Raw genomic sequence first — 23,012 nt, 5'->3', positions numbered from 1 at the left:
TGATATATGGCCTTTCCATTATTTCAACTCCTTGATATAAAAAATACTACCCCAATGTCCAACCAGTGGGGTAGTCAATGAGGGGGAGAATTAGCCTACTTGAACGGTAGGACGAATAATCATTTCGTTGATCCCTACATCTGAAGGCTGTTCAATGGCAAACGCGATTGCTCGTGCGATGCTGTCCGCATCGATGGCCACTTTATAAAAATCGTCCAAACCTGCTTTAGTCTCCGCATCTGTAGTGGTTTCCACTAACTCACTGTTGACTGCACCTGGAGAAATATTGGTTACGCGAATTTGAGAACCGCTGATGGCTTCTTCCTGGCGCAAACCTTCCGAAATGGCTCTAACCGCATGCTTCGTACCGCAATAAACGGTCCCGCCAGGATAAATATTGTGGCCAGCTACGGAAGACAGATTGATGATATGTCCGGATTTGCGTTCTCTCATAGATGGAAGGACTGCAGCAATCGCATACAGGACGCCTCTGATATTCACGTCAATCATTTGATCCCATTCTTCAATTTTTTTCTTGAACATAAAGGCCTGCGGCATGATACCCGCATTATTGACCAACACATCAATCTGTCCAAATTGGTCGATCGCATAGGTAGCTAATTCTTCCATTTGTGCATGAGACGTGACATCTGTAACTTTATATACCACTTGTCCGCCATTTTGCTGAATTTTTTCCTGCAAGGCTTGCAATCGGTCTTCGCGACGCGCAGCAAGGACCAATTTTGCGCCTTTTGCGGCAAGTTCAACGGCAGCAGCCTCTCCGATGCCACTGGAAGCTCCAGTAATAATAACAACTTTTTCTTGCATGTTAGACATGTTTAAAGATCTCCTTTTTTTTGAAATTAATTGTTGCAAAAGATTTGGTACTTAAATGCGCGTTGACGCATTATTGCTCGAATGTGTATAATTTTAATCGAATTCATAATCTTTTCAATATTCAATTGACCTTAATTCGTTTATTAACGCGCACTTCCGAGAAAATTGTGCAATAACATAGGAAAAATGGTGAGCTATAATATGACCAAAATTGACAGAAGAATACTCAAATCACAAGAGGCTATTAAGAAAGCTTTTATAGAACTGATGTCTGAGAAAGAGTTTGATCAAATAACAATAAAAGATATCACCGATAGGGCTAACGTGGGCCGAAGGACCATTTATCTTCATTATTTGGATAAGTATGATTTATTGGATAGGCTCATTGAGGAACATATCACCGAACTGAGGAAATTGTGCAGATCCGCTACAGATTTGGATTTTGTTGAGGCAAATCTGATCTGGTTTGAATACTTTGAAGCTCATTTTTCCTTCTTTTCGACCATGCTATCTAGCAAGGGTGCTCCTTATTTCCGTAATCAGTTTCTTAAGTTTGTAATTGAGGAATTAAGTGGTGAAGTGGATACGACCGTGGGCATAAATAAAGATTTAAGTAGTGAAGTCATTCTCCTTTTTATAGGGAACGCCATTGTTGGTATAACTGAATCCTATTTTAAGAAAGAAATTCCTGATCCGCCTAAAGTAGTTGCTGAACAATTAGGTGTGCTATTAGAGCGAAATCTGACTTGATTATTTAGACATAAGTTCATTGCTAACATAAAATGTGATATTTAAACGAAGTACGGAACCTGTTGTTTCATAACGACTTGGGGGTCAGTATTTGTCTTAAGCACTGCCATGATTTCTTGAAACGTAAATATTCCATCCATTTTTATAAATACAAACGTATTCAAAAAAATAAACTGCCTTAGTCCGATCGAGTATCGAACTAAGGCAGTTTACGATGTCTTCTAAGTGCTATCTACTTGCAGGGAGTAGCTTCCATATGGGGCGAGTTTCATTGGCTAGTTAACAGCTTAGTCTTAAACAATACGTTCTATCAATGCTCCCACTTGCTTAGCCATGATTTGGGGCGGGTAGGGCATTTCATTATTAAACCACCATTCAACGACTTCGACATAAGCGGCTGCAATAAAGCGAAGAATAACCTCATCACTTAAACCCTGATTCTTTCCTTCCTGAGTATTCACCTCTTCTTTTAAACCTTCCATGACGAATTCCAGAAAGCGATTATGGAATGATACTCCAGCCTGGCTTGTTAACATGGTCGAAAAAAATAAGTAATGACTTTCGAGATACTCGAACCAGATTAGTCCCCCATCTATAAAACTCATTTCTGATGACGCTGCTCGAAGCTTCTCCAGTTCGTTGATATGTTCTTCAATAAGCCTGTCCAACAAATCGTATTTATCTAAGTAATGAAGATAGATCGTTCTTCGGCTTACGTTTGCTTTATCAGAAATATCCTGAATGGTAATTTGATTGAAATTTTTTTCAGCCATAAGTTCTATAACCGCTTTTTTTATGGCTTCTTGCGATTTGACAACTCTTCGATCCACTTTAGTCATCGGGACGACCACCTTACTTTCTTATAGATAAGATCATATAATTCACAGCCTTTAAAGATTGGTGTATTAATGCTCAAATCAAGATCAATTAGTCATTGCTGAGCCGTAATTTCTATTTATAATTATACACACGTGTTACTTAGTGCATCAATGTTATTTAAAAGAGGGCAAGAACTTAACAACTTACAATTCACAGAAGAATTATTAAAAAAGGGGAGAAATAATGGCCAAGTCACTAAAGTTGATTAAATGAAGAGATCATTTCTACATTAGCCGCATCTGGAGATACAGTAAAGGTGATACTTGAAGCATTTGATATTTTTGAAACTAAAATCTACCGGAATCATTTATAAAAAGGAAGAAGAAAAGAAGTCTCTAATCCATATCTTAATTTTTATATAATCTCTATTCTCTTCCCAGTAAGATATAAAGCAATTTCACAATTCCAATCGATTTGTGTACTAATTCACGGATCACATCCTATTGGTCATTGAAGGTATTCTAATTGCGTTTATAATACACATGTGTAACATAATACATCAATTTTGCCTAATACATTGATGTGAATTATCACAATGGGAAAAGGTTCGAATGTTGAAGTAAAATATAACCTGCGAAAGCGAGGAATTACAAATGGAATATGTGAAACTTGGAAGTACCGGCTTGGATGTATCGCGGATTTGTCTGGGCTGTATGAGCTTCGGTATCGGAGAACGGGGAGATTTCCCGTGGGCACTCAATGAAGAACGCAGTCGTCCCATGATCAAGAAAGCTCTGGAGGCAGGTATTAATTTCTTTGATACGGCCAATGTATATTCTGGTGGAACCAGTGAGGAAATCACTGGCCGAATTCTAAAAGAGAATGCAAATCGAGATGAAATAGTCCTAGCGTCAAAGGTGTTTTACCCTGTAGCTGAGGGACCAAACCGAGGCGGACTTTCCCGTAAAGCCATCATGAGTGAAATTGATAAAACGCTTATGAGACTTGGAACGGATTATGTAGATATGTATTACACTCACCGCTGGGATTACAATACACCGATCGAAGAGACGATGGAGGCCTTGCATGATGTGGTGAAGGCAGGAAAAGCACGGTATATTGGTGCTTCAACGATGTACGCCTGGCAGTTCTTAAAAGCACAACATGTCGCTGAACGTAATGGCTGGACTAAATTTGTCGCAATGCAGGATCATTACAACCTTATGTACCGTGAGGAGGAGCGGGAGATGCTCCCTATGTGTACAGAAGAAAAGATTCGTGTGATGCCATGGAGTCCTCTAGCTGCCGGCAGACTGGCACGACCTTGGGGTGAAACGGACGAACGTGCCAAAGTGGATGCTATCGGTAAAGCGATTTATTCCGCAACAGCCGATTCGGATCGCCAAGTCGTTGAACGTGTAGCGAAAGTAGCTGAAACACGCGGAGTACCAATGTCGCAAATCGCATTAGCATGGTTGCTTCATAAGGATCCAGTAACAGCTCCGATTGTAGGTACGACTGAAATATCTCATATCGAGGATGCGATTGCCGCCTTGTCGATCCAATTAACACCTGAAGAAATGGCATTGCTGGAAGAGCCATATGTGCCACATCCAGTCCTTGGTATGACGTCCTAATTCTAAATGGTGTACCTGTCATGCAAAAATAGACAATGATAAATGAATTAAGCAGTCGATAAAGACGATATGTAAAACGCATGTACAACGTGTTCCCAGTGCGAATGCCCATTCGAAAAAATATGATCGAACGGAGAGACTTATGTTCAAACGATGTCATCTGGCGGTGCAATTTGCTCATGTTATGGGTGCGGAAGTAACTGTTTTGAGTCAGACCATGAATAAACAAGAAGAGTCTCTGGAGATGGGCGCAGAAGCATTGCGGGTTCAAACGTAGGGGGAATCCAGGAAACTCAAGAAATGCTTGATTTTGCTGGAGAGCAGGGTGTTGCCGCTAAAATTGAGCTCATCCGTGCAGACCATGTGGACGAAATATATGAGCGTGTGCTACGTAGTGATGTGCGTATTCGCTTCGTGATCGTATGTCAACATTGCAAGGTTAATCAATAAATTATCCCATGATCTAGAGCTTTCTATATTAAGGACAGGTACTACTTTCGAATAGTTTGCCTATCCTGATCTTATCTGAATTGAAAGGGTGTTATCATAACATGAGTAATGTATTAATCCTGGGTGCAAATGGCGGAATCGCTCGTCATGCAATTGATTTATTCCTTAAAGAAACGGATGCTCAATTGACACTTTTTCTCCGTAATTCAAGAAGAATGAAAAACATGGAATCCGATCGCATTCGAGTTATTGAAGGCGATGTAATGGATGTTGAAAACCTAAAGGAAGCTATGACAGGGCAGAATATTGTCTATGCCAATTTATCAGGCGATCTAGAGAACATGGCCAAAAATATCGTAGAAGCTATGGATGCTAGTGAGGTGAAACGCCTCATTTTTATTAGTTCTATGGGTATTTATGATGAAGTTCCTGGTGAGAAGTATGGAAGTGTTCTAAATCCTTATCGGAAATCAGCTCAAGTCATTGAAGCCTCATCTCTTGATTATACAATCTTGCGTCCTGCATGGTTTACAAATTCTAATGAAATTGACTATGAGACCACACAAAAAGGTGAACTGTTTAAAGGCGGTGCTGTTTCACGCAAGAGTGTTGCGGATTTGGTTGTTAAATTGGCAACAAATCCAGAATTGGAGGTTCGCTGTAGCTTAGGGGTGAACAAACCCGAATAACCGAAGTTAAACACTGGAAAATAGCTAACCAATACAACTGCTATCTTAAACGTCTTTTAAAGCTAGCATATATGAAAAACATAAAATGAGAGCTCATTTAAGAAAATGAGTTCTTTTTTATGTTAAATGACACCTTATTGAGATTATTGGAGATTGATCCACTCAAATAGAGACTGTCTTCTAACTAAGCCACTGTCTAAAACTCGGACAAGAATTGCTTTTATTCGATATTGATAAAATCAAAGAAGCGGCCTTTACCACCCAAGTACCTATGATCGTAACGAACACAAACGATTATGCCAGTGTAACAGTAACAACTGAAACATCAGTACATTTTAATGAACCACTACTAACGTTAGTAAAACAATATTAATATGAGATGAAATGGGATTAGATCCTAACTTTCTATGGGGCGGTGCAACCGCGGCGAATCAAAGTGAAGGCGGATACAATTTAGGTAATCGTGGTTTGGCAAATGTTGATTTGTTGCCTACAGGCGAAGATTGAGTAGGAATAGTCGCTGGTAAAATTAAAATGCTTGAATTTGATGATCAACACTTTTATCCAGCCAAAGAAGCCATTGATATGTATCATCATTATTTTGAGGATATCAAATTATTTGCTGAGATGGGGTTTAAAACCTATCTTATGTCAATTTCATGGTCTAGAATTTTTCCGAATGGTGATGATGAAAAAGCGAATGAAGTACAATATCGAGCCACTAGTAACTTTAACTCATTTGTTTTATGTGCACTTGGTTCTTTTAGAACTATAAAGTAGCATCAACGACCTGAGCGACTGGTTGCAGAAACGGTGTAAACCCTGGAATGGCTTGGAATGGTTTAACCGTATGCTAAATGATCCAAATTGGAACAGCATTCAGGCCTTTGATGTTGTCCTTATTCCAAGCTCGCTGCCCAAAAGCTTGAAATTTCTGATGGGTGGAATCAAAGAGGGTAAATTTTTAGCGCACCATTTTAGAGATAGAAGATGTAAGCTCCATGTTCGCCTAAATATACGACGAAAAGGGATGAGCGATGTTACACGTGAAAAAAACGGCCTCTTTTGAATGATCCAGCATGAAGGCCGTTTTTTTATTGTCCCCCGAATACCATTACTCAGATGTCATTTCATTACCTGATACGACATCTCATGCAGCCAAAGGCAAAAAGAATATTACGATTCGAATAGATAATACCAATTATCCAACAAATGGTGGTCATCTTGATCTTTCGATCTCGTTATCCGTTTCACGGATCGACTTTATGACAAATTCAGAGAAAGCTTTCACTGTTGGAGATAACCACTTTTTCTTTTTAATCAGCATATGAGAGTATATCGGATCGAACTTTTCGGAATGACTTACGATTTTAAGTTTTCCTCTATTCACGTCTTCTTTAACTGTAATATAAGGCAAAAAAGAAAATCCAAGCCCACTCATAACAGTTTGTTTAATCGCCTCTATACTCCATAACTCCATGGTTTGAAATGGATGAATATCATGCTTTACAAGATATCTTTCAAACATGGTCCGATAACTACAGCCTTCTTCATTCGTAATAAAAAAATGGTTGGTGTTCTCTCGCTTATATTCATCGAAATGGTCTGGACCGTCATTGCTGCACACCAGGACAATGTTCTCCTGGGCCAAAAAATAATGAATGCATTTTTCCGGATGTATTTCCGGGTAGACCATCAAAGCCACATCTACACGTCCACTGATTAAGTCAACCTGGTTTTGTTCACATGTACCGTTGGTAAGGATGAATTTGACATGAGGATATTTCAAAGAGAATTCCCTTATAATCGGACTTAATCTAGAAATCGTTAAAGACTCTGGTGCAGCCACCTTTACAACACCTTTAACCTCCTGGTTGCTTCGTATATTTCTAATCTGGTCATGAGTAGCCAGTAGATCTTCTGCCAGAGGTATTAATTCTCTCCCTAATTGAGTAAGTTTCAAATGCCTTCTTTCGTAAGTGAAAAGCTCCCCGCCAATCTCTTCTTCAAGCGATTGTATATGGGCAGTGATCGTGGACTGAGTGTATCCCAATTGCGATGCAGCCCCTGTATAACTTCCGATTTCGATAATCGTCTGAAATGTAATAAGGTGTCTAATTTCCATTGATGTTCTCCTTAGGTTTAATTTCTATCGATAAAAATGATAATGATTTTGAATATTTCGATTTTATTAATGAACAGATCCATCATACAATAGAATCCTTCTGGTCGTAAATTAATCTACAAGGGAGGAAACAATAAATGAAACCGTTCAAAATTTCAATTCCAGAGCAACAACTGCATGATCTGTCTATCAGACTAAAACAGGTTCGATGGCCTTCGAGTTTCTCTGTAGAACCATGGGCTCTGGGGACAGACCGTTCCTTTATGAAGAGATTAGTTGATTATTGGGGCACGGAATACAACTGGCGTGAACAGGAAGCATGGTTAAACCGTTTCCCACAGTTTATGGAACATGTGGATGGCTTCGATATACACTTTGTACACGTCCGGGGTGAAGGCACATCCGCACGACCACTGTTGTTGACTCATGGATGGCCAGGATCATTTGTAGAGATGTTAGAACTAATACCTTATCTAACAACTCCGTCGCTATATGGTGGACATGCTGAAGAGGCTTTTGACGTGATTATTCCCTCATTGCCAGGCTTTGCATTTTCGAGTAAACCCACACGACCGGGAGTGGGGTCCAAATACGTAGCCACGCTTTGGGCAAAACTTATGGATCGTTTGGGTTACGAAAGGTATTTGGTTCAGGGAGGGGATATTGGAGCAGGGGTTTCAACATGGTTAGCATTCATGTACCCCGAACGGGTAAGGGGACTTCATCTCAATTATATTCCTGGAAGCTACAAGCCACCCCTCACTCCGAATACACCATCTGTTAGCGAAGAAGAGCAAGCTTACTTAGACATCGTAGCTGAGTGGTTGGACCGAGAAGGTGCTTATAGCGCCCTTCATAGAACGAAGCCGGAAACACTGGCTTTTGCACTAAGTGATTCCCCAACCGGTCTTGCCAGCTGGATGGTAGAAAAATTTCAAGGTTGGAGTGACTGTGACGGGGATATCGAAAGGTCTTTCTCACTTGATCATATCCTCACTAACATATCGATTTACTGGTTCACCAATTCGCTTGCTTCTTCCATACGAATATATACTGAAGGCAGCAAAATGCCACTGCATTTCACCGAAGGTCAGCGTGTTACTGTTCCAACAGGGGTCTCCTTATTTCCCAAGGAGCTGCCCACGCCTCCTCGAAGCTGGGTAGAACGCGTCTATAATATTACGTACTGGGAGAAAGCGAATAGAGGCGGTCATTTTGCCGCTATGGAAAATCCTAAATTGTTTGCCGAACATCTAAATCATTTTTTTCATTCCTTAAGCATCTGATAGTCTCTATCCTTGAGAGGGTTATGAACAACCCGTACATTTTTTACCAGACATATATTTACCCCTTAAAGGGGAAATGACACAAAAAAGATGTAATGTTGGAACTTTTGTGTCATAAAAATTGTACCGATACAAGTTGCTGAAATAATTGTAATTGCGCAGCAATAGTGGGGAGTGGCAATTGGCCCAAGTTCTTGTCCCGAGCTGATGAAAAGAACTTGGTTCCGTTGCCGAAAAAGACAAGAATATTGTTTCTTTTCCGATTTAATATTGATCTAAATAGCTGGGCAATAGCCGCAATTGAGAAACTTGAATCTTATGGCCTGATTACTACTAAAGAGGGGCAGCATTTGTACCGTTTTAGTCTTCTTCAATAGTAAATCCAGGAGATGCTGAAGGCGGAAATGGAAACGCATCTGGGCTACGAGAAGCACGATGTGAAGGCCAAGGAGACGCCAAACAGCCGGAATGGCAAAAGCAAGAAAACTGTGGTCAGCGAGTACGGCGAACAAGAGATCTCCGTGCCACGCGACCGCCTCGGCGAGTTTGAGCCACTCGTGGTGAAGAAGCTCATTGTTCAGCGAAGCGACTCAGAAGCCCATTCGGTATCAGGTGAGGATCGGTTCACAGCAACCATCGACTCTCTGAGCCCTCATGATCTGATACGTACTTGCTCTACTTCCACATCGTTCATCCGCATTCCCTGACAACCATCACTTAATAACGGCTTGCATGCACTATTCTTGCCAAACACTCATAGGGTCCCATGGCTTGATCTGATTGCCATATTTTCCGGTCAAAAAAGCTTTCATGTCTTCCAGCTTAGCAGGCACCTCGTTCCAAATTGGAAGGGGTGGTAACCCTCGTTTGCTTTTCAATAGGATATCCACTGTAACATACAAGCGTTCTGGCTGAATCCAATGAAGAAAGCGGGAAATATCAATTTGCTTGGTCAGGGACAAGGAATCAATTTCGTCATTGTAATGCTTGTTGAACTCGCTGATCAGATTCAGGAGGTAGTTTCTCTGCTCCTTCACGAAGTCCAGGCCGCAGATGGCGCCATGTCCTGGAACAACGATTTCGGGTTTAATTTCATCAATAATGCGATCAAGCACTTTAACCCAATTGAGGGTTCCTTCTTCGCTGTATGCTGTACAACCGTTAAACACGACATCGCCGGCGAACAGCACTTTTTCTTTTGGCATCCACAGCAGCAAGTCACTGTCAGAGTGGGCCGGAGCTACGTTGTAAATCATAACTTCCGTATCGCCAAGACGGATGTTGATATCGTCCTTTATCTCAATATTCGGGAGCACCCATTCTACGCCTTCCAGGTCGAATCCTTCAAATTCCGCTGCAAAAAATCGCTCGCCCGAAGTCGATTCCAGAGAATCCTTTCCTCTTCTGATGACGCTGTCCATCCAGGCGATATTTTCGGTAAGACGCTCTCTGGACGCTTCCTTGTGCATAATAATGCAAGCATCTTCAAACACTTTATTTCCCCAGGCATGGTCGCTGTTATAGTGCGAGTTCACCACATATGCGGGAGAGCCGCCATTGCTTACTTCCATAAAAGCCTTCCGCATTTCCCGTGCATGGAACAAATCGAAGAACGTGTCATACACCAGCCCTTCACCCTTATTGATGAACCCGGCATTGGCCCAACTGATCCCGCGATACGGCGAAATACCGGCAAAGACGCCATCTGCGACTTCAAAAAATTTAACGCGAGGTTTTTGTATAATACGTCCATACTTCATAAAAATTCTCCTTTGCGTATATGTTTTTGGGGTGAGGCATACTGACTATGTCTTTATTATAGAGAATGGAAAACAAAAAATGCAAGCACGTACTTGCATGCATTTTTTCTATGCTATATGATAGTAACAGAAAAACATCACACTACATGGATGGAGGAGCTGCAACATGAAGCTAGTAACCTTTCAAACCAAGACATCCCAGGAACCTTTGTTTGGGCTTGTAATTAACGAGAAATTTGTCGTGTCTTTTGCCGCAATCATGAAAAAGCAGGAAACATTCATTAACAGTCTTGAAAGTATAGACAGCTATCTTCATTATTTGCCGACAAGTTATGATGCCGCTAAGGAATTGATGCAATATGCTGTCGAACAGTTGCATCAATTCAATGAAAATGAAATCTGCCCGATTGCAGCGGTAAAACTGCTGCCGCCGGTTCCGAATCCGGCTGCGCTTATCGATTTCGGGCTGACGCCAAGACATCTGAGAAATGCTGGCGTAAATCTGTTGCAAAGAGAATATACAGGGCCGGAAAGAGAAGAGCTTAAACGAAAAATTTCCGAAAAATTCCAGAAAGATCCGAATAAAGTAACTTTCAGTTATTACAAGTGTAACCATAATGCATTAATTGGCGATGGGGATACGATTCATTGGCCTTCGTACTCTTCCTACCTGGATATCGAGCCGGAGCTGGCCTTTGTTACAGGGAAGGGGAACTGCATCGCAGGTTATGTTATTTTTAACGACAGTACTGTCCGCGATGTGCAGTGGCCGGATTTCCAGGCGCTGACCGGACCGACGCGCTGCAAAGATTTTGATCGCAGCAAAGGAATAGGACCATTTCTGGTTACGCCGGATGAAATCGACAACCCGCTGGTACTGGATGTGGATGTACGCATCGGGGAGAGACTGCACTGGAAGGGAAGCACATCCGAGTATTCTGCACACCCTGCAAAAGTGATGGAGGAGGTTCTCAAAGTTTTCACGCCGCTCCCGGGCACGATTATAGGAATGGGGACGATACCGGATTGCTGCGCAATCGAGACCGAACAATGGCTGTTGCCCTCTGACCGAATCCAGATTACATTTGATAAATTAGGCACGCTCACGCAATTGGTGCCTGATCATGTCAAGATTACGGAACCAAGCCGCTGGGAAAAAAGAAGCGATTTGCCTTAAATAAACGTTTATGAAAATGATGAACCCGACCCTGCTGCATATGCAAAACTTGTAGTAGAATAGGTTTAACATATGCAAAAGGAGAAATACAATGCAAACATCAGACAGAATCATTGAAGCCGCGACACGGCTCATCAAAAAGAAGGGCTATCGGGGAGTAAGCACCAAAGCCATTGCAACGGAAGCTAAAGTCAATGAATCTACGATTTTCCGGCAATTTGGAAGCAAGCAAGGCATATTGGAAGCCATCATTGAAAGACATTCAGATATCCCGCAATTTGAGAAGCTGTTAAAAGAGGACGCGACCGATAATCCGGAAGTCGATCTGCTGAATGTAAGTCAGCAGTACCGTTTGTTTTTCCATAAAAATGCGGACATCATTTTGATTGGCATCCGCGACAAAGGAATGCTACCCGAATTGGACAGAGTGCTGGCCGATCCGCCGGTGAAGCTGCACTCCTTGCTGGTTGAATATTTTGAACGCCTGCAGAAGAAAAAAGTTATAGCCAGACAGGATGAGCGTCTTGCCGCCATGTCTTTTCTCTCGATGTGCTACGGATTTCAGATGAGCGAGCTGATTCACCGGCAATATCAGTCCCAACTCGTCACCGAGGAAGAGTTCTACAAGCACAGTGTCTCATTGTTTGTTAAAGGAATTTTGTCTCAGTCATAAGCTTTGTTGATTTATTTAATGATAAGTTTAAACTTATTAAGTTGGAGGATATTTATGAGTAATAATAAAGAAAACGTAATACTCTATATAAGATTTAAAATTAAAAGTGAAAAAAAGGAAGAATTCAAAGAACTATGATCTGCTAATATGAGAGCGATGGAACATGAACCAGCTTTTGTAAGTGCCGTTCTTTCAGATGATATTGATAATTCAAATGAGGTTACTCTTTTTGAAATCTGGAAAGGAACAAAGGAAAGTTGGCTAAAAGAAAAACTTCCTAAACCTTATAGAAAAACATATGAGAATAAACTTGTGGATTTAATCGATGAAAGAAGCGGACCGAAAGGACGTCAAGGTGATAATGGACCTAGGTAGCATCACAGTATCTTGCCATGATGCAACGGGAAAAGAAGATACGACGAGTAGTGCACAGGAAGCTGGTTAAGGAGTAATTTATTGATAATAAGGAGTTGAAATAATGAAATCTACATTGGGAAAAGCGATGTTGCTGGGAATGGGGCTTGCTGCAACTGGCAAGGAACAAATCAAATTAGTGTTTGAAGAGTTTATCCAGAAAGGAGAGATGTGGTTTATAACATCAAATGAGACAAGTTATAGCACTAAAGGAGACTGTTTATAAGATCTGAATGAGACAGACATTCCCTTAAGAATCCAGTAACGGCGGGGATTTTGCTTAAGTATTCAAATGAGCTATCCTCAAAGGTGCTTTATCTTGATTGAATTTTCGTATGAAAAACGATAGTCCATTTTTTATAACAAGAAGTAAGATAATCCTCTTTGAGGATATTCTTTTATTTAAGTACGCATTAGAGTCGCGACTTTTTTAGTGAGCAATTTGCGTAATTCAAATTCAGTTTCAAAGTCATAACCAGGCTATATGTTACAGAATAGTATTCCGAGAGCAATTCTAAAACACAACTCAGATGTAAGGCACAAACAAAAGATTGAAATCATGCTTCCAAATGCAGCTAGAACGATTAATTTTAATGAATTTAAATGCCCGCTAAGTACTAAAACTATGAAGAAATTGTTATTTAAGATGAATACTTTTACACCATTGAGTGTAGCAATGAGAATTTACGAAAATCCAAGTAATATTATGAATTTAAGGCGAACTTTGGCGTCATTATGAAGCGGATAAGCGAATCCAAAGGTTTAGTTCAAATACATTGAAAGCCTATGCCCTTCCGCTCAAAATGCTAGTTACGGAACTCGGGGATTTAGATATTTCTGAAATATCTCGAATCTACTTAAGGAATACATAGCTAAGCAGTCCGTTAGGTTGAAGCCAAGTAGCATTGTGCGTACCTTATTCCATTTTGCATATGAAGAAACATATCTACCTACCAACCCTTCACTCTAAATTTTTGTTGGAGATAGATGTAATTCATCTGAAGATATCCTGTCAGACATTAAGGGAGAAGGCACTACTTGAGTTTCTCTACAGCACAGGTTGCCGTATTGGAGAGGTCGAAAAGATAAACATTGAGGATCAAAATTGGGAGAACTGCTCTGTCATTGTAAATGGGAAGGGTTCAAAGCAGCGAGAAGTTTACTTCACTACTGAGTGTAAAATATGGTTGAAGAAGTATTCCTATTAATTGTCTCTTATTTGTCTGAGAAGTCTTATTTTAGCCAAACAAATCATGTTCGTAGGTAAGTAAAGCACAACAAAAATGTTGATGGCTACACAGCCTTACATTAAATTTGATAATTGACGTTCATTTGAGCAAAATGTTAGAATCACATACAATTCAGACAAGCGCAGTGGTCAATGGAGACTTGTCTTTTTTTTATGCTTTTTGAACATTGGGGGGATATTCATGTTGATTTCAAGAGTGATCAACAATAATGTGATCACGGCGATGAATGAAGACAACAAGGAATTGGTGATTATGGGCTTAGGGATCGCTTTTCAAAAGAAAAAAGGCGACACCGTTGATAAGTCCAAAATTGAGAAAGTATTCAGCCTTGAGAATAAGGAACTTACCGATAGACTAAAGACGTTATTAAACAAAATATCGTTGGAGATTATGTCGCTTACAGAAGATATTATTAACTATGCTATGCAGAAAACGAATCGAAAACTGAATGAAAGCATATATATTTCGCTTCCCGATCATATTAATTTTACAATCGAACGTCATCAACAAGGGATAGATATTCATAATGCACTCCTTTGGGAAATAAAACGATTCTATAGATTGGAATTTGGAATCGGCATGGAAGCTCTGTCCATAATTAAAGAGCGTCTTGGTGTGGAACTCCCTGAAGATGAGGCTGGCTTTATTGCCCTCCATATCGTTAATGCTCAAATGAACGAAAATGTACCTGAAGCGGCAAATATCACAAGATTAATTAAGGAAATCCTAAACATTAGGGATTGCGCTACACGTTAAATCAGTTCTATGACAGATATGAAAAACCTTTGTTTATTGTCGAGAATGGCCTAGGCGCAATAGATGTCCCGAATGAGAAGGGGATTGTTGAGGATGACTATCGGATTGATTATATCCGCGAGCATCATGTGCAAGTCGCAGAAGCGATTCAAGATGGAGTCGAGGTCATGGGATACACTAGTTGGGGATGCATAGACATCGTAAGCAACTCCACCGGAGAGATGCGTAAACGTTATGGCTTCATTTATGTCGATCGTCACGATGATTTATCGGGAACTTTTGAGAGAACACGAAAGAAGAGTTTCAATTGGTACAAAGAAGTCATCGCTACCAATGGAAAAATCATTACAGAGTAGAGGTAAAACAGCCGAAACATGTTCCATAACGAATGGAGGTGTTTCGGCTGTTCCAAATTTAATGTTATGAACATGAATTTAGAGGACTTGCCGAGGGATAACAGGCAAGCTGATCATGGTCTCAGTATCTATAAATTTTAGTGTATCTTCATCCACTAACAAACCTTGCGGCGAAACCCAAGCTGCCTCTGCTACAGCTGCATTTTCGAAGATGTATAACGAAACAGCATCATAGGGTGCTTCGTCGGGGACATAAGCTTCATCTCCCTTCCCCGGTTTACGAGTAGGATGCTGCCGATAAGAAATAAGCCCCGGAAGCTTGGTAGCAAGAGGTCCATGAGTGAATTCATAATGATAGCGAAACTCTTCAAGTGACATCCCTGGTTTTCTTCGGAACACAAACATGATGCTATGTCCTTTTTCAGGATATACATTTAACTCTTTTATACTTTCCATTATGGTTTAGTCTCCTCGAGTTAGTTTATTTAACATATAGTTATTATAGCAATGAAAATGAACATCCTAATAGTGTCTTAATCTAGAGTTTTATGGTGTAAATCAAGTTTTGTTTGGAGTGTGTACTGTTTCACGTTATGTTTTATTCCATAAAACTATTCGTATACTTCGAGCATAAAAGGGGGAAGGAACTCATGAGTGTTCTTCTTATACAAATAGACGAGAATGATTTCATGGAAGTGAAGGAGCTGATCACAAGGAATTATGCAGGAGCTAAAGTCATTACTGTGAATCAGTTGCCCGGGGATACGGATTGGCTTCTAAGTATGACAGAAATACCTGATCTTTTGGATAGACTTATCAATACAGCTGGGGAACCTGCGGTGCAACGCGTTTTACATTATAAACTATTCCGCAAACATTTTGGTTTGGCTCCAGGGATGTATAGACAAAAGATAAGAAATGAACGCCAAGCATCGAGATAGTTCATTTTCAAAAAAAGTATTTGAGGAAAAGGGTCGCCAAGCTCAGGATTTGGCATGGTTCCTCTAACATATTTCATTAAGCATATAGGTGTTCAAGGAAAATAAAGTATTCTTTGGGGGTCTTATTAAGAAGAAGGACGATTAGTAACTATGCAAAATTGTGATACCTAATTTTTTCATACTCGTTGAGAACATCGTGTAATACATGATGTTCTCAAATAACTTGTTTTCGCTAATCTATAAGTTAAAAAACGGGTTATCTCGCTTATGAAGGGTATACCTGATTCCTTTTAAACAATCCCCATACCTGTTCGGCCATGTATTTCGGTGAATGTGGCATGTTATTTATAATCCACCATTCGATTACCCCAATGAATGCAAAGGCCATAAATTGCGTGATCAATAGCTTGTCATACCCCTTATTAAGGTCCTCCATATTGACTTGGTCTTTTATATTCCCTGTCACGATCTCCAACATATGCTCCCGAAAAGCAGGAATTCCTTTATTCGAAAGCATGGAAGCGAAAAACGTATGGTTCTGCTCAAAGTATTGAAAAACAGGTAACAAAGAATGGATAAAATCAACCTTTTCCTGATTTGGATCGGTTGAGATGCAAACGGAGATCATTCTGCTCAAATGCTCATCGATGCATTTGTTAAGAAGATCGTATTTATCGGTGTAGTGAAAATAAATGGTTCCTCTGTTAACATTCGCCCGATCCGCAATCTCATTAATAGTTATTTCTTCAAAATCCTTCTCCGAGATCAAACCTATAAATGCATTAAATATGGCTGCCTTTGTTTTTAAGATTCTTCGATCGATTTTAACTCCCATAATGTATAGCCCCCAGAAGATATTTAACAAATCAGTTGAATCCGTTGGATATAAAACAAAAATCACTTTATTGGCGATTGAAGCAATCATCATAATCCATATAATAATAACCAACGGACGTTATATATTCAACAAAAGTTCGATAAAGTTTTGCTGTAACCTAAATGTTCATTGGGTCAAAAGAGCAATCTAACAATAAAATATCGAGGTGATCGACTAATGAACATTACACTTTTTGGTGGTAGTGGTGCGATTGGAAAAATTTTGACTGAGGTAGCAATTCAAAACGGGGATAACGTTACCCTTTATGCTAGAAATGCGGGGAAAATTGGACAGAAACATGAGAAGATAAATGTTGTCGAGGGTCAATTATCTAATCAAGACTTGGTGGAACAAGCACTGTCGAATGCCGATGTTGTCATTAGCACATTGGGACCCGCACTTGATACGTCCAGAAAATTAAAAGGTACCCCTGTTGCGGATGGTCATGAGGTTATTGTAAATGCGATGAGAAAGTTAAATAAAAAACGACTCATTACACTTGCTACTCCAACTTTGAAATCTGATAAGGATCGGAATTCGATTGCCACAGTTGTACCGGGAATTATGGCCAAGGTGATGTTTCCAAATGGTTATCACGAAATGAAAAAGCTTGAGGAAATCATCAAGCGATCTTCTTTAGACTGGACAGTAGTTCGGATTATTAATCCAAATGTAAGGCATAAGGAAAACGTTCATTATGCTTACTCGCTAGGCGATCAGCCAGCAAAAATGGGGATATCCCGAGAAAATATCGCTAAATTTATGTATCATGCAGCTTCCGAGCCATCCTTAATTCATCAAATGCCGATTGTATACAACAGTTGAGAAAGGATTCGATCTGTTTATCAAGTGAAGGGAGAGGAACGAAATGAAAGTAGAGATTTGGTCGGATATTGGCTGCCCATTTTGTTATATCGGAAAACAGCGTTTCGAGGACGGGCTGGGGCGGTTTGCATCCAAAGATAAAGTGAATGTGGAGTACCGGAGCTTCCAGCTAGATCCTTTTGCCGAGAAAAATCCAGCTAACGATGTACACGACTTGTATGTTTCAAAGCATGGTGGCAGCAGAGAAGAAGCCAAGGCCATGCATAAACAATTTGCCCAACAAGCGAAGGGTGATGGAGTGGATTTTCAATTTGACCGAATAATCCCTACTAATTCGCTCGATGCGCATCGATTGATCAAGTTTGCGGCTACCTATGGCAAGAGTGCGGAAGTGTTGGAGCTTCTGTATAAAGCATATTTCACAGATTCCAAGCATATCGGCGACGCGGACACACTGGCTGACATAGCGGCGGAAGCCGGTATGGATCGCGAGAAAACGCTCAACGTGCTGGAAAGCACGCAATATGTGGATGAAGTTCGTGCAGATGGGCATGAAGCAAGCAGCCTTGGAGCTACAGGTGTACCTTTCTTTGTCATCAACCGCAAATATGCGATTTCAGGCGCACAATCAAGTGAAGTGTTTCTGGAGGCGCTGCAAAAAGTATGGGACGAGGAACATCCGCTGATGACGTTAGATACGACTCTAAACCAAGAATCAGGCAATGTTTGCGAGGATGGTTATTGTACGCCAAAAAACAGCTGACGGAGGCGCCATTAAAGTAACCGTAAAACAGCGGCAGTCTAAGACTTTATTTTCTCGTCCATAGCTACCGCTGTTTCTTTTATTGGAGCTCTTTGGGTTTTAATGCTTGGCGAATCAGTTGATTGAATTGACTCATATGGTGATCAAAACTGAATTGTTCGTCAGTGGCTGTACGTGCAATAAGGCCGTCAATCAGCGCATATAACCAAAGAGAAAGGGTCTCCACATCATAATCTGGATCTACTTGTTTTTCATGAATAGCACTTGTAAGCAGATTCTTGAATGATTCACGCATGATGATATCACTTTGATTGAAGACATGTCGCACGCCCTTATTGCGTGAAGCTTCAGCCAAAATTTCGATCCATAATCTCTGGTCCATAGGATATACGGGATTACTGACACAACTAGTTATAATCGTCAGAATCTGTCCGAGAGGATCTTTTTTGGTTTCTCTAAATTCCATTTTGGCCAAAGCATGGCGCTGTTCTTCTTCCACCAGTGCAATAATAAATGCATCTTTACTTGGAAAGTGGCGGTACAGATTCCCTGCACTCATTCCTGCTTCTTTTGCAATTTCGACAATGCCTGTTTTGTGAAATCCATTGCGTGAAAAACATCGAACAGCAGCCTCGATGAGCAAGCGTCTGCTATCGTCTTTTTGTTTCATTCGTTTCGATTTAGGCGGTTCAGAGTTATTCATTGTACTTCAAATGTACAGGGATACCTTCTTGGCTCTTATCCCTGCAACCTCCTTGTTTCGCGAAATAATGTACATCCATCATACCATGTACATTACCATAGTCTGCATTTGGATTAAAGTGTATTAAAGACTGGACGCTCTTTATTATCAATATCTCCAAGCAGAGGTAAACGAGACAGCATGTTCGCCAAGAAATAAGAGTCCCAAGGGAAATGTTCGGTGATCCCTAGACCGACTACATCATAGGATTTGGCTACATCTTGCAAAACTCGGATAATGGTTTCCATACTTGATCCTTGTGGGAAGCTTTTGGTGTATTCTTCGTATGTTCCCGGATAAGCAACCAGAAGAGAGCGGAATTCTTTCATATCCAGTACATCCAGATCAAAATGAATAATAATCTTGGACGGTTTTTTCTCAGCTAGCCATTGGAGCACTTTAGAACTATCCTGCTTAATTTCATCGGGACCTACAATATCTAATTTCATGTTTTTCATGGGCTCTGAGTGAAGAGCATCGATCATGTCGTTCAATCCTACATATAGGATTTGTTCAGGTTTAAAAAGATGAGGCACCTCTGCAACAAATTCCTGATCACCTACCCCAAGCAAATTGGCAAGAACATGAGCATGATGATTTTCAAAGTCTTCAGGGATCGAGACATCAGGGTGAGCATCTACCCATAACAGAGCAACATCTCCATCATATTTCTCATTCAAATAAGAAAAAGGAGCAAGTTCTACACTGCAATCCCCTCCAAGGACAACGATACGTTCAGGGTTATGTTTATGAATTAGACTTTTGGCTGATCTAGCTTGTTGCAATACGGTACTTTTGGCAATTATACCTTGTTCTTTTTCTACATTAGGGTTCAGATCGACGGGTACTTCTTCAAAAGGACCATTAGACTTGGGAGCAAGCCAATTTAACAAGTGAGCTCCCAGAACGTAAGGAGGGTTGTTCCCTCCTTGCCATTGAGGGAATAACAAACGCAGTGTACGGCTTGTATCCATTTCATTCATAAGACATTTCTCCTTTTATTTAAGTTAGTGATCGTTCATTCACTGAAAATGATATAAGATTACTTTTTATATTGCAAACCCTAAATAACAGGGAATGCCTATTTGAAATTATGCTGATTATACAATGACAATCATGAAATTCTAAAGGAAGCTTTTTTATCTTTTATTATTTTTGACACTCTTGATCAATACTATAAAGATAACAAAAGAAGTGTATAGCAAATGAGAAAAATTTTTTTGGATATAGATGAACTAGATCGGATCACATTTCTAATGGCTCCCCAAAGGTCATTTTTATGAACGCTATTTCGAAGAATACTTAGTAGACTCAAAGCCTAACTGGACTAGAATAAGTTCTACCGGAAAAGCGCCGAAGGCGAGCAGATCTACAAGTACCGCGCTCAAACCATTGAGCGTAGCTTTGCTGATGCCAAAAATCTACACGGGTACCGTCGTTGCCGAATGCGGGGCAAAGCCAAGATGCAGCAACAGGTGTTGATGACGCCATTGCACAGAATGTGAAGAAAATAGCCCGACATTTAGCCCGAAAGGGAGCCTGCCTTCTCCATTTGGGCATGAACAACAGAAAATTTTCCCTCACTGGGCGCCGCTTAAGTACCTACATGTCTTTTGTGGCTTAGAAATAGGCTTTCTCAACTTAAAAATTATTCCACATTGGTTGATATTTTTTGGGACGTTTAATGGGTGAACCAGAGTTGTCTTTAATAAATTTTCCACTAAACAGCTTTGTGAAAGATATCTTTCATGATACAGTGGAAAAACGGTGTAGTTTTACCGCCGCCATTTTTTTGAAAAGCGGAATTAAATGGAGTTCTGTACGATAATAAGTAAGCATTTTAAAAACTTTCTTGAATTAAACTGAGGTGCTCAATGAATCGAATTTTACTGGTTGAAGATGATGATAATTTGGTGTTCGGTATTGAATATACTTTAACAAGTGAAGGATATGCCGTTGTTCTTGCCGGTAGCTTGGAAGAAGCCAGAAAGGCATTAAAGACAGACGACATCGATTTAATTTTGTTGGATATAAATTTACCTGATGGTTCAGGGTATGACCTGTGTAGGGAAATCCGTGCATTATCCCAGGTTCCCATCATTTTTTTGACAGCTTTGGATGAGGAGACAAATGTTGTTGCTGGTCTTGATTTGGGAGCAGATGATTATATGACCAAACCGCTCCGTACCAAAGAACTTCTCTCTAGAATGAAAGCCGTATTAAGGCGCAATCATAAGCCCACGGATGAACCGAATAGATGGATATCCGACGATATTGAAGTTCGAGTTCTAGAAGGAATTGTTCTTAAATACAATCAGGAACTTTTATTGACAGCGCTGGAATATCGATTGCTATTAATGTTAATGACTCACCCCAAGCAAATTTGCAGCAGAAGTATCATCCTTAACAGTCTGTGGGATATGTCAGGAGAATTCATTGATAACAACACCCTTTCAGTTCATATCAGAAGGTTAAGAGAGAAGATCGAGGATGTTCCTGCAGTACCGAGATACATCATTACCGTTCGAGGAGTCGGATATAAATGGAATGCAGATATTGTAGGGAGATAAACCATGAATGAATTCGTCCGTAATCCAGAGTGGAAGTCTATTACTGTTAAAGCGATCGTATTACAAGTTATGTTAGCGGTAATCATATTCTTTTATATGAGTTATCAAGTCAGTCAGATCAATAAGGCCGTGGTTAATCAAAATGCTGCATTGATTGGTTATGTTTTGAAGCAAGCTCCTCAACTAGAAAATGAAATTATCCACTTTATCACTCAGGGTGCACAAGAAGATGAAATCGTAGAGGGAAAACGCAGCCTGGCTCAATATGCATATAAGGAGGATATGCCCGTAAACGATCAACCTGTACTCTCGGATAACGCCTTACCCATGAAAACGGCGGTTCAGGTTTTGCTTTATAGTATTCCATTACTACTGTTATTGGGATGGGAATACCGCAAAATATTTAACAAAATTCGAACCATAACCTTTGCAGCGGAGCAAGTTGTTGAACATCAGTTTGATCAACCGCTTCCGGAGAATGATGAAGGAGACTTTGGCGCATTAGGACGAAACTTTAACGCGATGGCCGAAAGGTTACACAACAGTCTTCGGCAACTCCAACAAGAGAAAATGTTTCTGCGCAACCTGCTTTCCGATATTTCGCATCAGCTCAAAACGCCACTAGCAACCCTCATCGTTTTTAATGAAAATTTGCTAAAAGATCCTCATATGAAGGAAGAAATGAGAACGAAATTTCTGGATCGAGGCCGTCAACAACTAGAGCGAATGGAATGGCTGATTATCAGTTTACTGAAGCTGGCACGGGTCGAAGCCGGAGCAATAACTTTCCTGATAGAACGCGTTCGAGTAAGAGAAATGATCGATCATGCTGTACATTCGTTGCGAATGTTATCCGAGCAAAGGAAGCAGAAGATTCACATTCATGGTGGAGAAGATATGTATGTTTGGGTGGATGAAGAATGGCTAATAGAAGCCTTGATTAACTTGATTAAAAATGCACTGGAACATACGCCACTAGAGGGAGGAATTGATGTTATTTTAGAAAAAAATTCATTATTCCAGACAGTAATCATTCGAGATCAAGGAGAAGGCATTTCCCCAGAAGATTTGCCTCACATTTTTGAACGATTTTATAGAGGGAGAAGAACGACAAAGCCGCAAAGTCTTGGCATTGGCTTGTCCTTATCCAAGTCCATTATTGAAGAGCAAGGCGGTATGATCACCGTTGTAAGTCAGTTAGGGCTAGGAACAGAATTTAGAGTTTCGTTTAATAAATGGAATAGTGGAGGAAGCTTACAATAACGTAAGCTTCCTCTTCACTTTATTGTAAGCTTCGATCTTTATAATAACAAAC

23 protein-coding genes and 5 pseudogenes are annotated in these 23,012 nt (G+C 40.4%); 20 read left to right on the top strand and 8 right to left on the bottom strand.

The window, feature by feature from the left end; all coding sequences use genetic code 11:
- Nucleotides 1-90: 90 nt before the first annotated feature.
- Nucleotides 91-837 (bottom strand): SDR family oxidoreductase, encoded by a 747-nt coding sequence (locus KAI36_RS13380; RefSeq protein WP_220025099.1) that lies wholly within the window; start codon nucleotides 835-837, stop codon nucleotides 91-93.
- 201 nt (nucleotides 838-1,038) lie between these two features.
- On the opposite strand from KAI36_RS13380, the gene KAI36_RS13375 reads away from it, so the two are divergent.
- The gene (locus KAI36_RS13375; protein ID WP_220025098.1) at nucleotides 1,039-1,587 is read left to right on the top strand and encodes a TetR/AcrR family transcriptional regulator; all 549 of its coding nucleotides are present in this window, start codon (nucleotides 1,039-1,041) and stop codon (nucleotides 1,585-1,587) included.
- A 293-nt stretch (nucleotides 1,588-1,880) separates the two neighbouring features.
- Here KAI36_RS13375 and KAI36_RS13370 read toward each other — a convergent pair whose 3' ends face one another.
- Nucleotides 1,881-2,426, bottom strand: a complete 546-nt coding sequence (locus KAI36_RS13370) for a TetR/AcrR family transcriptional regulator (RefSeq protein WP_220025097.1) — start codon at nucleotides 2,424-2,426, stop codon at nucleotides 1,881-1,883.
- A 633-nt stretch (nucleotides 2,427-3,059) separates the two neighbouring features.
- Here KAI36_RS13370 and KAI36_RS13365 point away from each other — a divergent pair.
- From KAI36_RS13365 to KAI36_RS13350, 4 genes and pseudogenes are all read left to right on the top strand, one after another.
- Nucleotides 3,060-4,043 (top strand): aldo/keto reductase, encoded by a 984-nt coding sequence (locus tag KAI36_RS13365; protein WP_220025096.1) that lies wholly within the window; start codon nucleotides 3,060-3,062, stop codon nucleotides 4,041-4,043.
- Nucleotides 4,044-4,200: 157 nt separating this feature from the next.
- Nucleotides 4,201-4,493: pseudogene (locus tag KAI36_RS13360) on the top strand (hypothetical protein); the annotation flags it as partial.
- 101 nt (nucleotides 4,494-4,594) lie between these two features.
- A complete protein-coding gene (locus KAI36_RS13355; RefSeq protein ID WP_220025095.1) occupies nucleotides 4,595-5,182 on the top strand; it encodes an SDR family oxidoreductase in 588 nt (195 codons plus the stop codon).
- A 384-nt stretch (nucleotides 5,183-5,566) separates the two neighbouring features.
- A pseudogene (locus tag KAI36_RS13350) lies at nucleotides 5,567-5,921 on the top strand (family 1 glycosylhydrolase); the annotation flags it as partial.
- Between the two features lie 480 nt (nucleotides 5,922-6,401).
- Here the strand turns inward: KAI36_RS13350 and KAI36_RS13345 are convergent.
- Complete coding sequence (locus KAI36_RS13345) at nucleotides 6,402-7,307, bottom strand: LysR family transcriptional regulator (protein WP_220025094.1); 906 nt, start codon at nucleotides 7,305-7,307, stop codon at nucleotides 6,402-6,404.
- Between the two features lie 137 nt (nucleotides 7,308-7,444).
- Here KAI36_RS13345 and KAI36_RS13340 point away from each other — a divergent pair, with 137 nt between their 5' ends.
- Both KAI36_RS13340 and KAI36_RS27715 read left to right on the top strand, forming a co-directional pair.
- Nucleotides 7,445-8,593 carry an epoxide hydrolase family protein gene (locus tag KAI36_RS13340; RefSeq protein WP_220025093.1) on the top strand — a complete coding sequence of 383 codons (1,149 nt, stop codon included), beginning with the start codon at nucleotides 7,445-7,447 and terminating at the stop codon, nucleotides 8,591-8,593.
- A 380-nt stretch (nucleotides 8,594-8,973) separates the two neighbouring features.
- Nucleotides 8,974-9,162 (top strand): annotated as a pseudogene (locus tag KAI36_RS27715) (transposase); the annotation flags it as partial.
- A 168-nt stretch (nucleotides 9,163-9,330) separates the two neighbouring features.
- Here KAI36_RS27715 and KAI36_RS13330 read toward each other — a convergent pair.
- Nucleotides 9,331-10,353: an MBL fold metallo-hydrolase gene (locus tag KAI36_RS13330; RefSeq protein ID WP_220025092.1), complete on the bottom strand. Its 1,023-nt coding sequence runs from the start codon at nucleotides 10,351-10,353 to the stop codon at nucleotides 9,331-9,333.
- A 166-nt stretch (nucleotides 10,354-10,519) separates the two neighbouring features.
- On the opposite strand from KAI36_RS13330, the gene KAI36_RS13325 reads away from it, so the two are divergent.
- The 7 genes and pseudogenes from KAI36_RS13325 to KAI36_RS13295 all read left to right on the top strand — a co-directional run.
- Nucleotides 10,520-11,530 (top strand): fumarylacetoacetate hydrolase family protein, encoded by a 1,011-nt coding sequence (locus tag KAI36_RS13325; protein WP_220025091.1) that lies wholly within the window; start codon nucleotides 10,520-10,522, stop codon nucleotides 11,528-11,530.
- 91 nt (nucleotides 11,531-11,621) lie between these two features.
- Nucleotides 11,622-12,203: a TetR/AcrR family transcriptional regulator gene (locus KAI36_RS13320; RefSeq protein WP_220025090.1), complete on the top strand. Its 582-nt coding sequence runs from the start codon at nucleotides 11,622-11,624 to the stop codon at nucleotides 12,201-12,203.
- A gap of 147 nt (nucleotides 12,204-12,350) precedes the next feature.
- Nucleotides 12,351-12,578 carry a hypothetical protein gene (locus KAI36_RS13315; protein WP_220025089.1) on the top strand — a complete coding sequence of 76 codons (228 nt, stop codon included), beginning with the start codon at nucleotides 12,351-12,353 and terminating at the stop codon, nucleotides 12,576-12,578.
- A gap of 103 nt (nucleotides 12,579-12,681) precedes the next feature.
- Nucleotides 12,682-12,843 (top strand): hypothetical protein, encoded by a 162-nt coding sequence (locus KAI36_RS13310; protein WP_220025088.1) that lies wholly within the window; start codon nucleotides 12,682-12,684, stop codon nucleotides 12,841-12,843.
- A 706-nt stretch (nucleotides 12,844-13,549) separates the two neighbouring features.
- On the top strand, nucleotides 13,550-13,825 hold the full coding sequence (locus KAI36_RS13305; RefSeq protein WP_258382161.1) for a tyrosine-type recombinase/integrase: 276 nt from the start codon (nucleotides 13,550-13,552) through the stop codon (nucleotides 13,823-13,825).
- Nucleotides 13,826-14,047: 222 nt separating this feature from the next.
- A complete protein-coding gene (locus KAI36_RS13300) occupies nucleotides 14,048-14,623 on the top strand; it encodes a PRD domain-containing protein (protein WP_220025087.1) in 576 nt (191 codons plus the stop codon).
- Nucleotides 14,605-14,979, top strand: a pseudogene (locus KAI36_RS13295) (family 1 glycosylhydrolase); the annotation flags it as partial. The gene KAI36_RS13300 and the pseudogene KAI36_RS13295, both read left to right, overlap by 19 nt.
- A gap of 78 nt (nucleotides 14,980-15,057) precedes the next feature.
- Here KAI36_RS13295 and KAI36_RS13290 read toward each other — a convergent pair.
- Nucleotides 15,058-15,435, bottom strand: coding sequence for an EthD domain-containing protein (locus KAI36_RS13290; protein WP_220025085.1), 378 nt, complete (start codon nucleotides 15,433-15,435; stop codon nucleotides 15,058-15,060).
- A 194-nt stretch (nucleotides 15,436-15,629) separates the two neighbouring features.
- On the opposite strand from KAI36_RS13290, the gene KAI36_RS13285 reads away from it, so the two are divergent.
- Nucleotides 15,630-15,920, top strand: coding sequence for a hypothetical protein (locus KAI36_RS13285; RefSeq protein ID WP_220025084.1), 291 nt, complete (start codon nucleotides 15,630-15,632; stop codon nucleotides 15,918-15,920).
- 265 nt (nucleotides 15,921-16,185) lie between these two features.
- On the opposite strand, the gene KAI36_RS13280 is transcribed toward KAI36_RS13285, so the two are convergent.
- Nucleotides 16,186-16,755 (bottom strand): TetR/AcrR family transcriptional regulator, encoded by a 570-nt coding sequence (locus KAI36_RS13280; RefSeq protein WP_177235816.1) that lies wholly within the window; start codon nucleotides 16,753-16,755, stop codon nucleotides 16,186-16,188.
- 219 nt (nucleotides 16,756-16,974) lie between these two features.
- Here KAI36_RS13280 and KAI36_RS13275 point away from each other — a divergent pair, with 219 nt between their 5' ends.
- On the top strand, nucleotides 16,975-17,622 hold the full coding sequence (locus KAI36_RS13275) for an NAD(P)-dependent oxidoreductase (protein ID WP_220025083.1): 648 nt from the start codon (nucleotides 16,975-16,977) through the stop codon (nucleotides 17,620-17,622).
- Between the two features lie 43 nt (nucleotides 17,623-17,665).
- Nucleotides 17,666-18,385 (top strand): DsbA family oxidoreductase, encoded by a 720-nt coding sequence (locus KAI36_RS13270; RefSeq protein ID WP_220025082.1) that lies wholly within the window; start codon nucleotides 17,666-17,668, stop codon nucleotides 18,383-18,385.
- A gap of 79 nt (nucleotides 18,386-18,464) precedes the next feature.
- On the opposite strand, the gene KAI36_RS13265 is transcribed toward KAI36_RS13270, so the two are convergent.
- Together KAI36_RS13265 and KAI36_RS13260 are read right to left on the bottom strand one after the other, a co-directional pair.
- On the bottom strand, nucleotides 18,465-19,055 hold the full coding sequence (locus KAI36_RS13265; RefSeq protein ID WP_220025081.1) for a TetR/AcrR family transcriptional regulator: 591 nt from the start codon (nucleotides 19,053-19,055) through the stop codon (nucleotides 18,465-18,467).
- Between the two features lie 146 nt (nucleotides 19,056-19,201).
- Nucleotides 19,202-20,110, bottom strand: a complete 909-nt coding sequence (locus KAI36_RS13260; RefSeq protein WP_034095032.1) for an arginase family protein — start codon at nucleotides 20,108-20,110, stop codon at nucleotides 19,202-19,204.
- A gap of 375 nt (nucleotides 20,111-20,485) precedes the next feature.
- Here KAI36_RS13260 and KAI36_RS27280 point away from each other — a divergent pair.
- The 3 genes and pseudogenes from KAI36_RS27280 to KAI36_RS13245 all read left to right on the top strand — a co-directional run.
- A pseudogene (locus KAI36_RS27280) lies at nucleotides 20,486-20,751 on the top strand (transposase); the annotation flags it as partial.
- A 250-nt stretch (nucleotides 20,752-21,001) separates the two neighbouring features.
- Nucleotides 21,002-21,697, top strand: coding sequence for a response regulator transcription factor (locus KAI36_RS13250; protein ID WP_220025080.1), 696 nt, complete (start codon nucleotides 21,002-21,004; stop codon nucleotides 21,695-21,697).
- Between the two features lie 3 nt (nucleotides 21,698-21,700).
- A complete protein-coding gene (locus tag KAI36_RS13245) occupies nucleotides 21,701-22,960 on the top strand; it encodes a HAMP domain-containing sensor histidine kinase (protein ID WP_220025079.1) in 1,260 nt (419 codons plus the stop codon).
- Nucleotides 22,961-23,012 lie beyond the last annotated feature (52 nt).

The organism is Paenibacillus sp. S02 (genome assembly GCF_019454065.1).
In the GTDB taxonomy this organism is placed as follows: domain Bacteria; phylum Bacillota; class Bacilli; order Paenibacillales; family Paenibacillaceae; genus Paenibacillus; species Paenibacillus polymyxa_B.
This window is presented reverse-complemented; position numbering and strand designations above follow the sequence as displayed.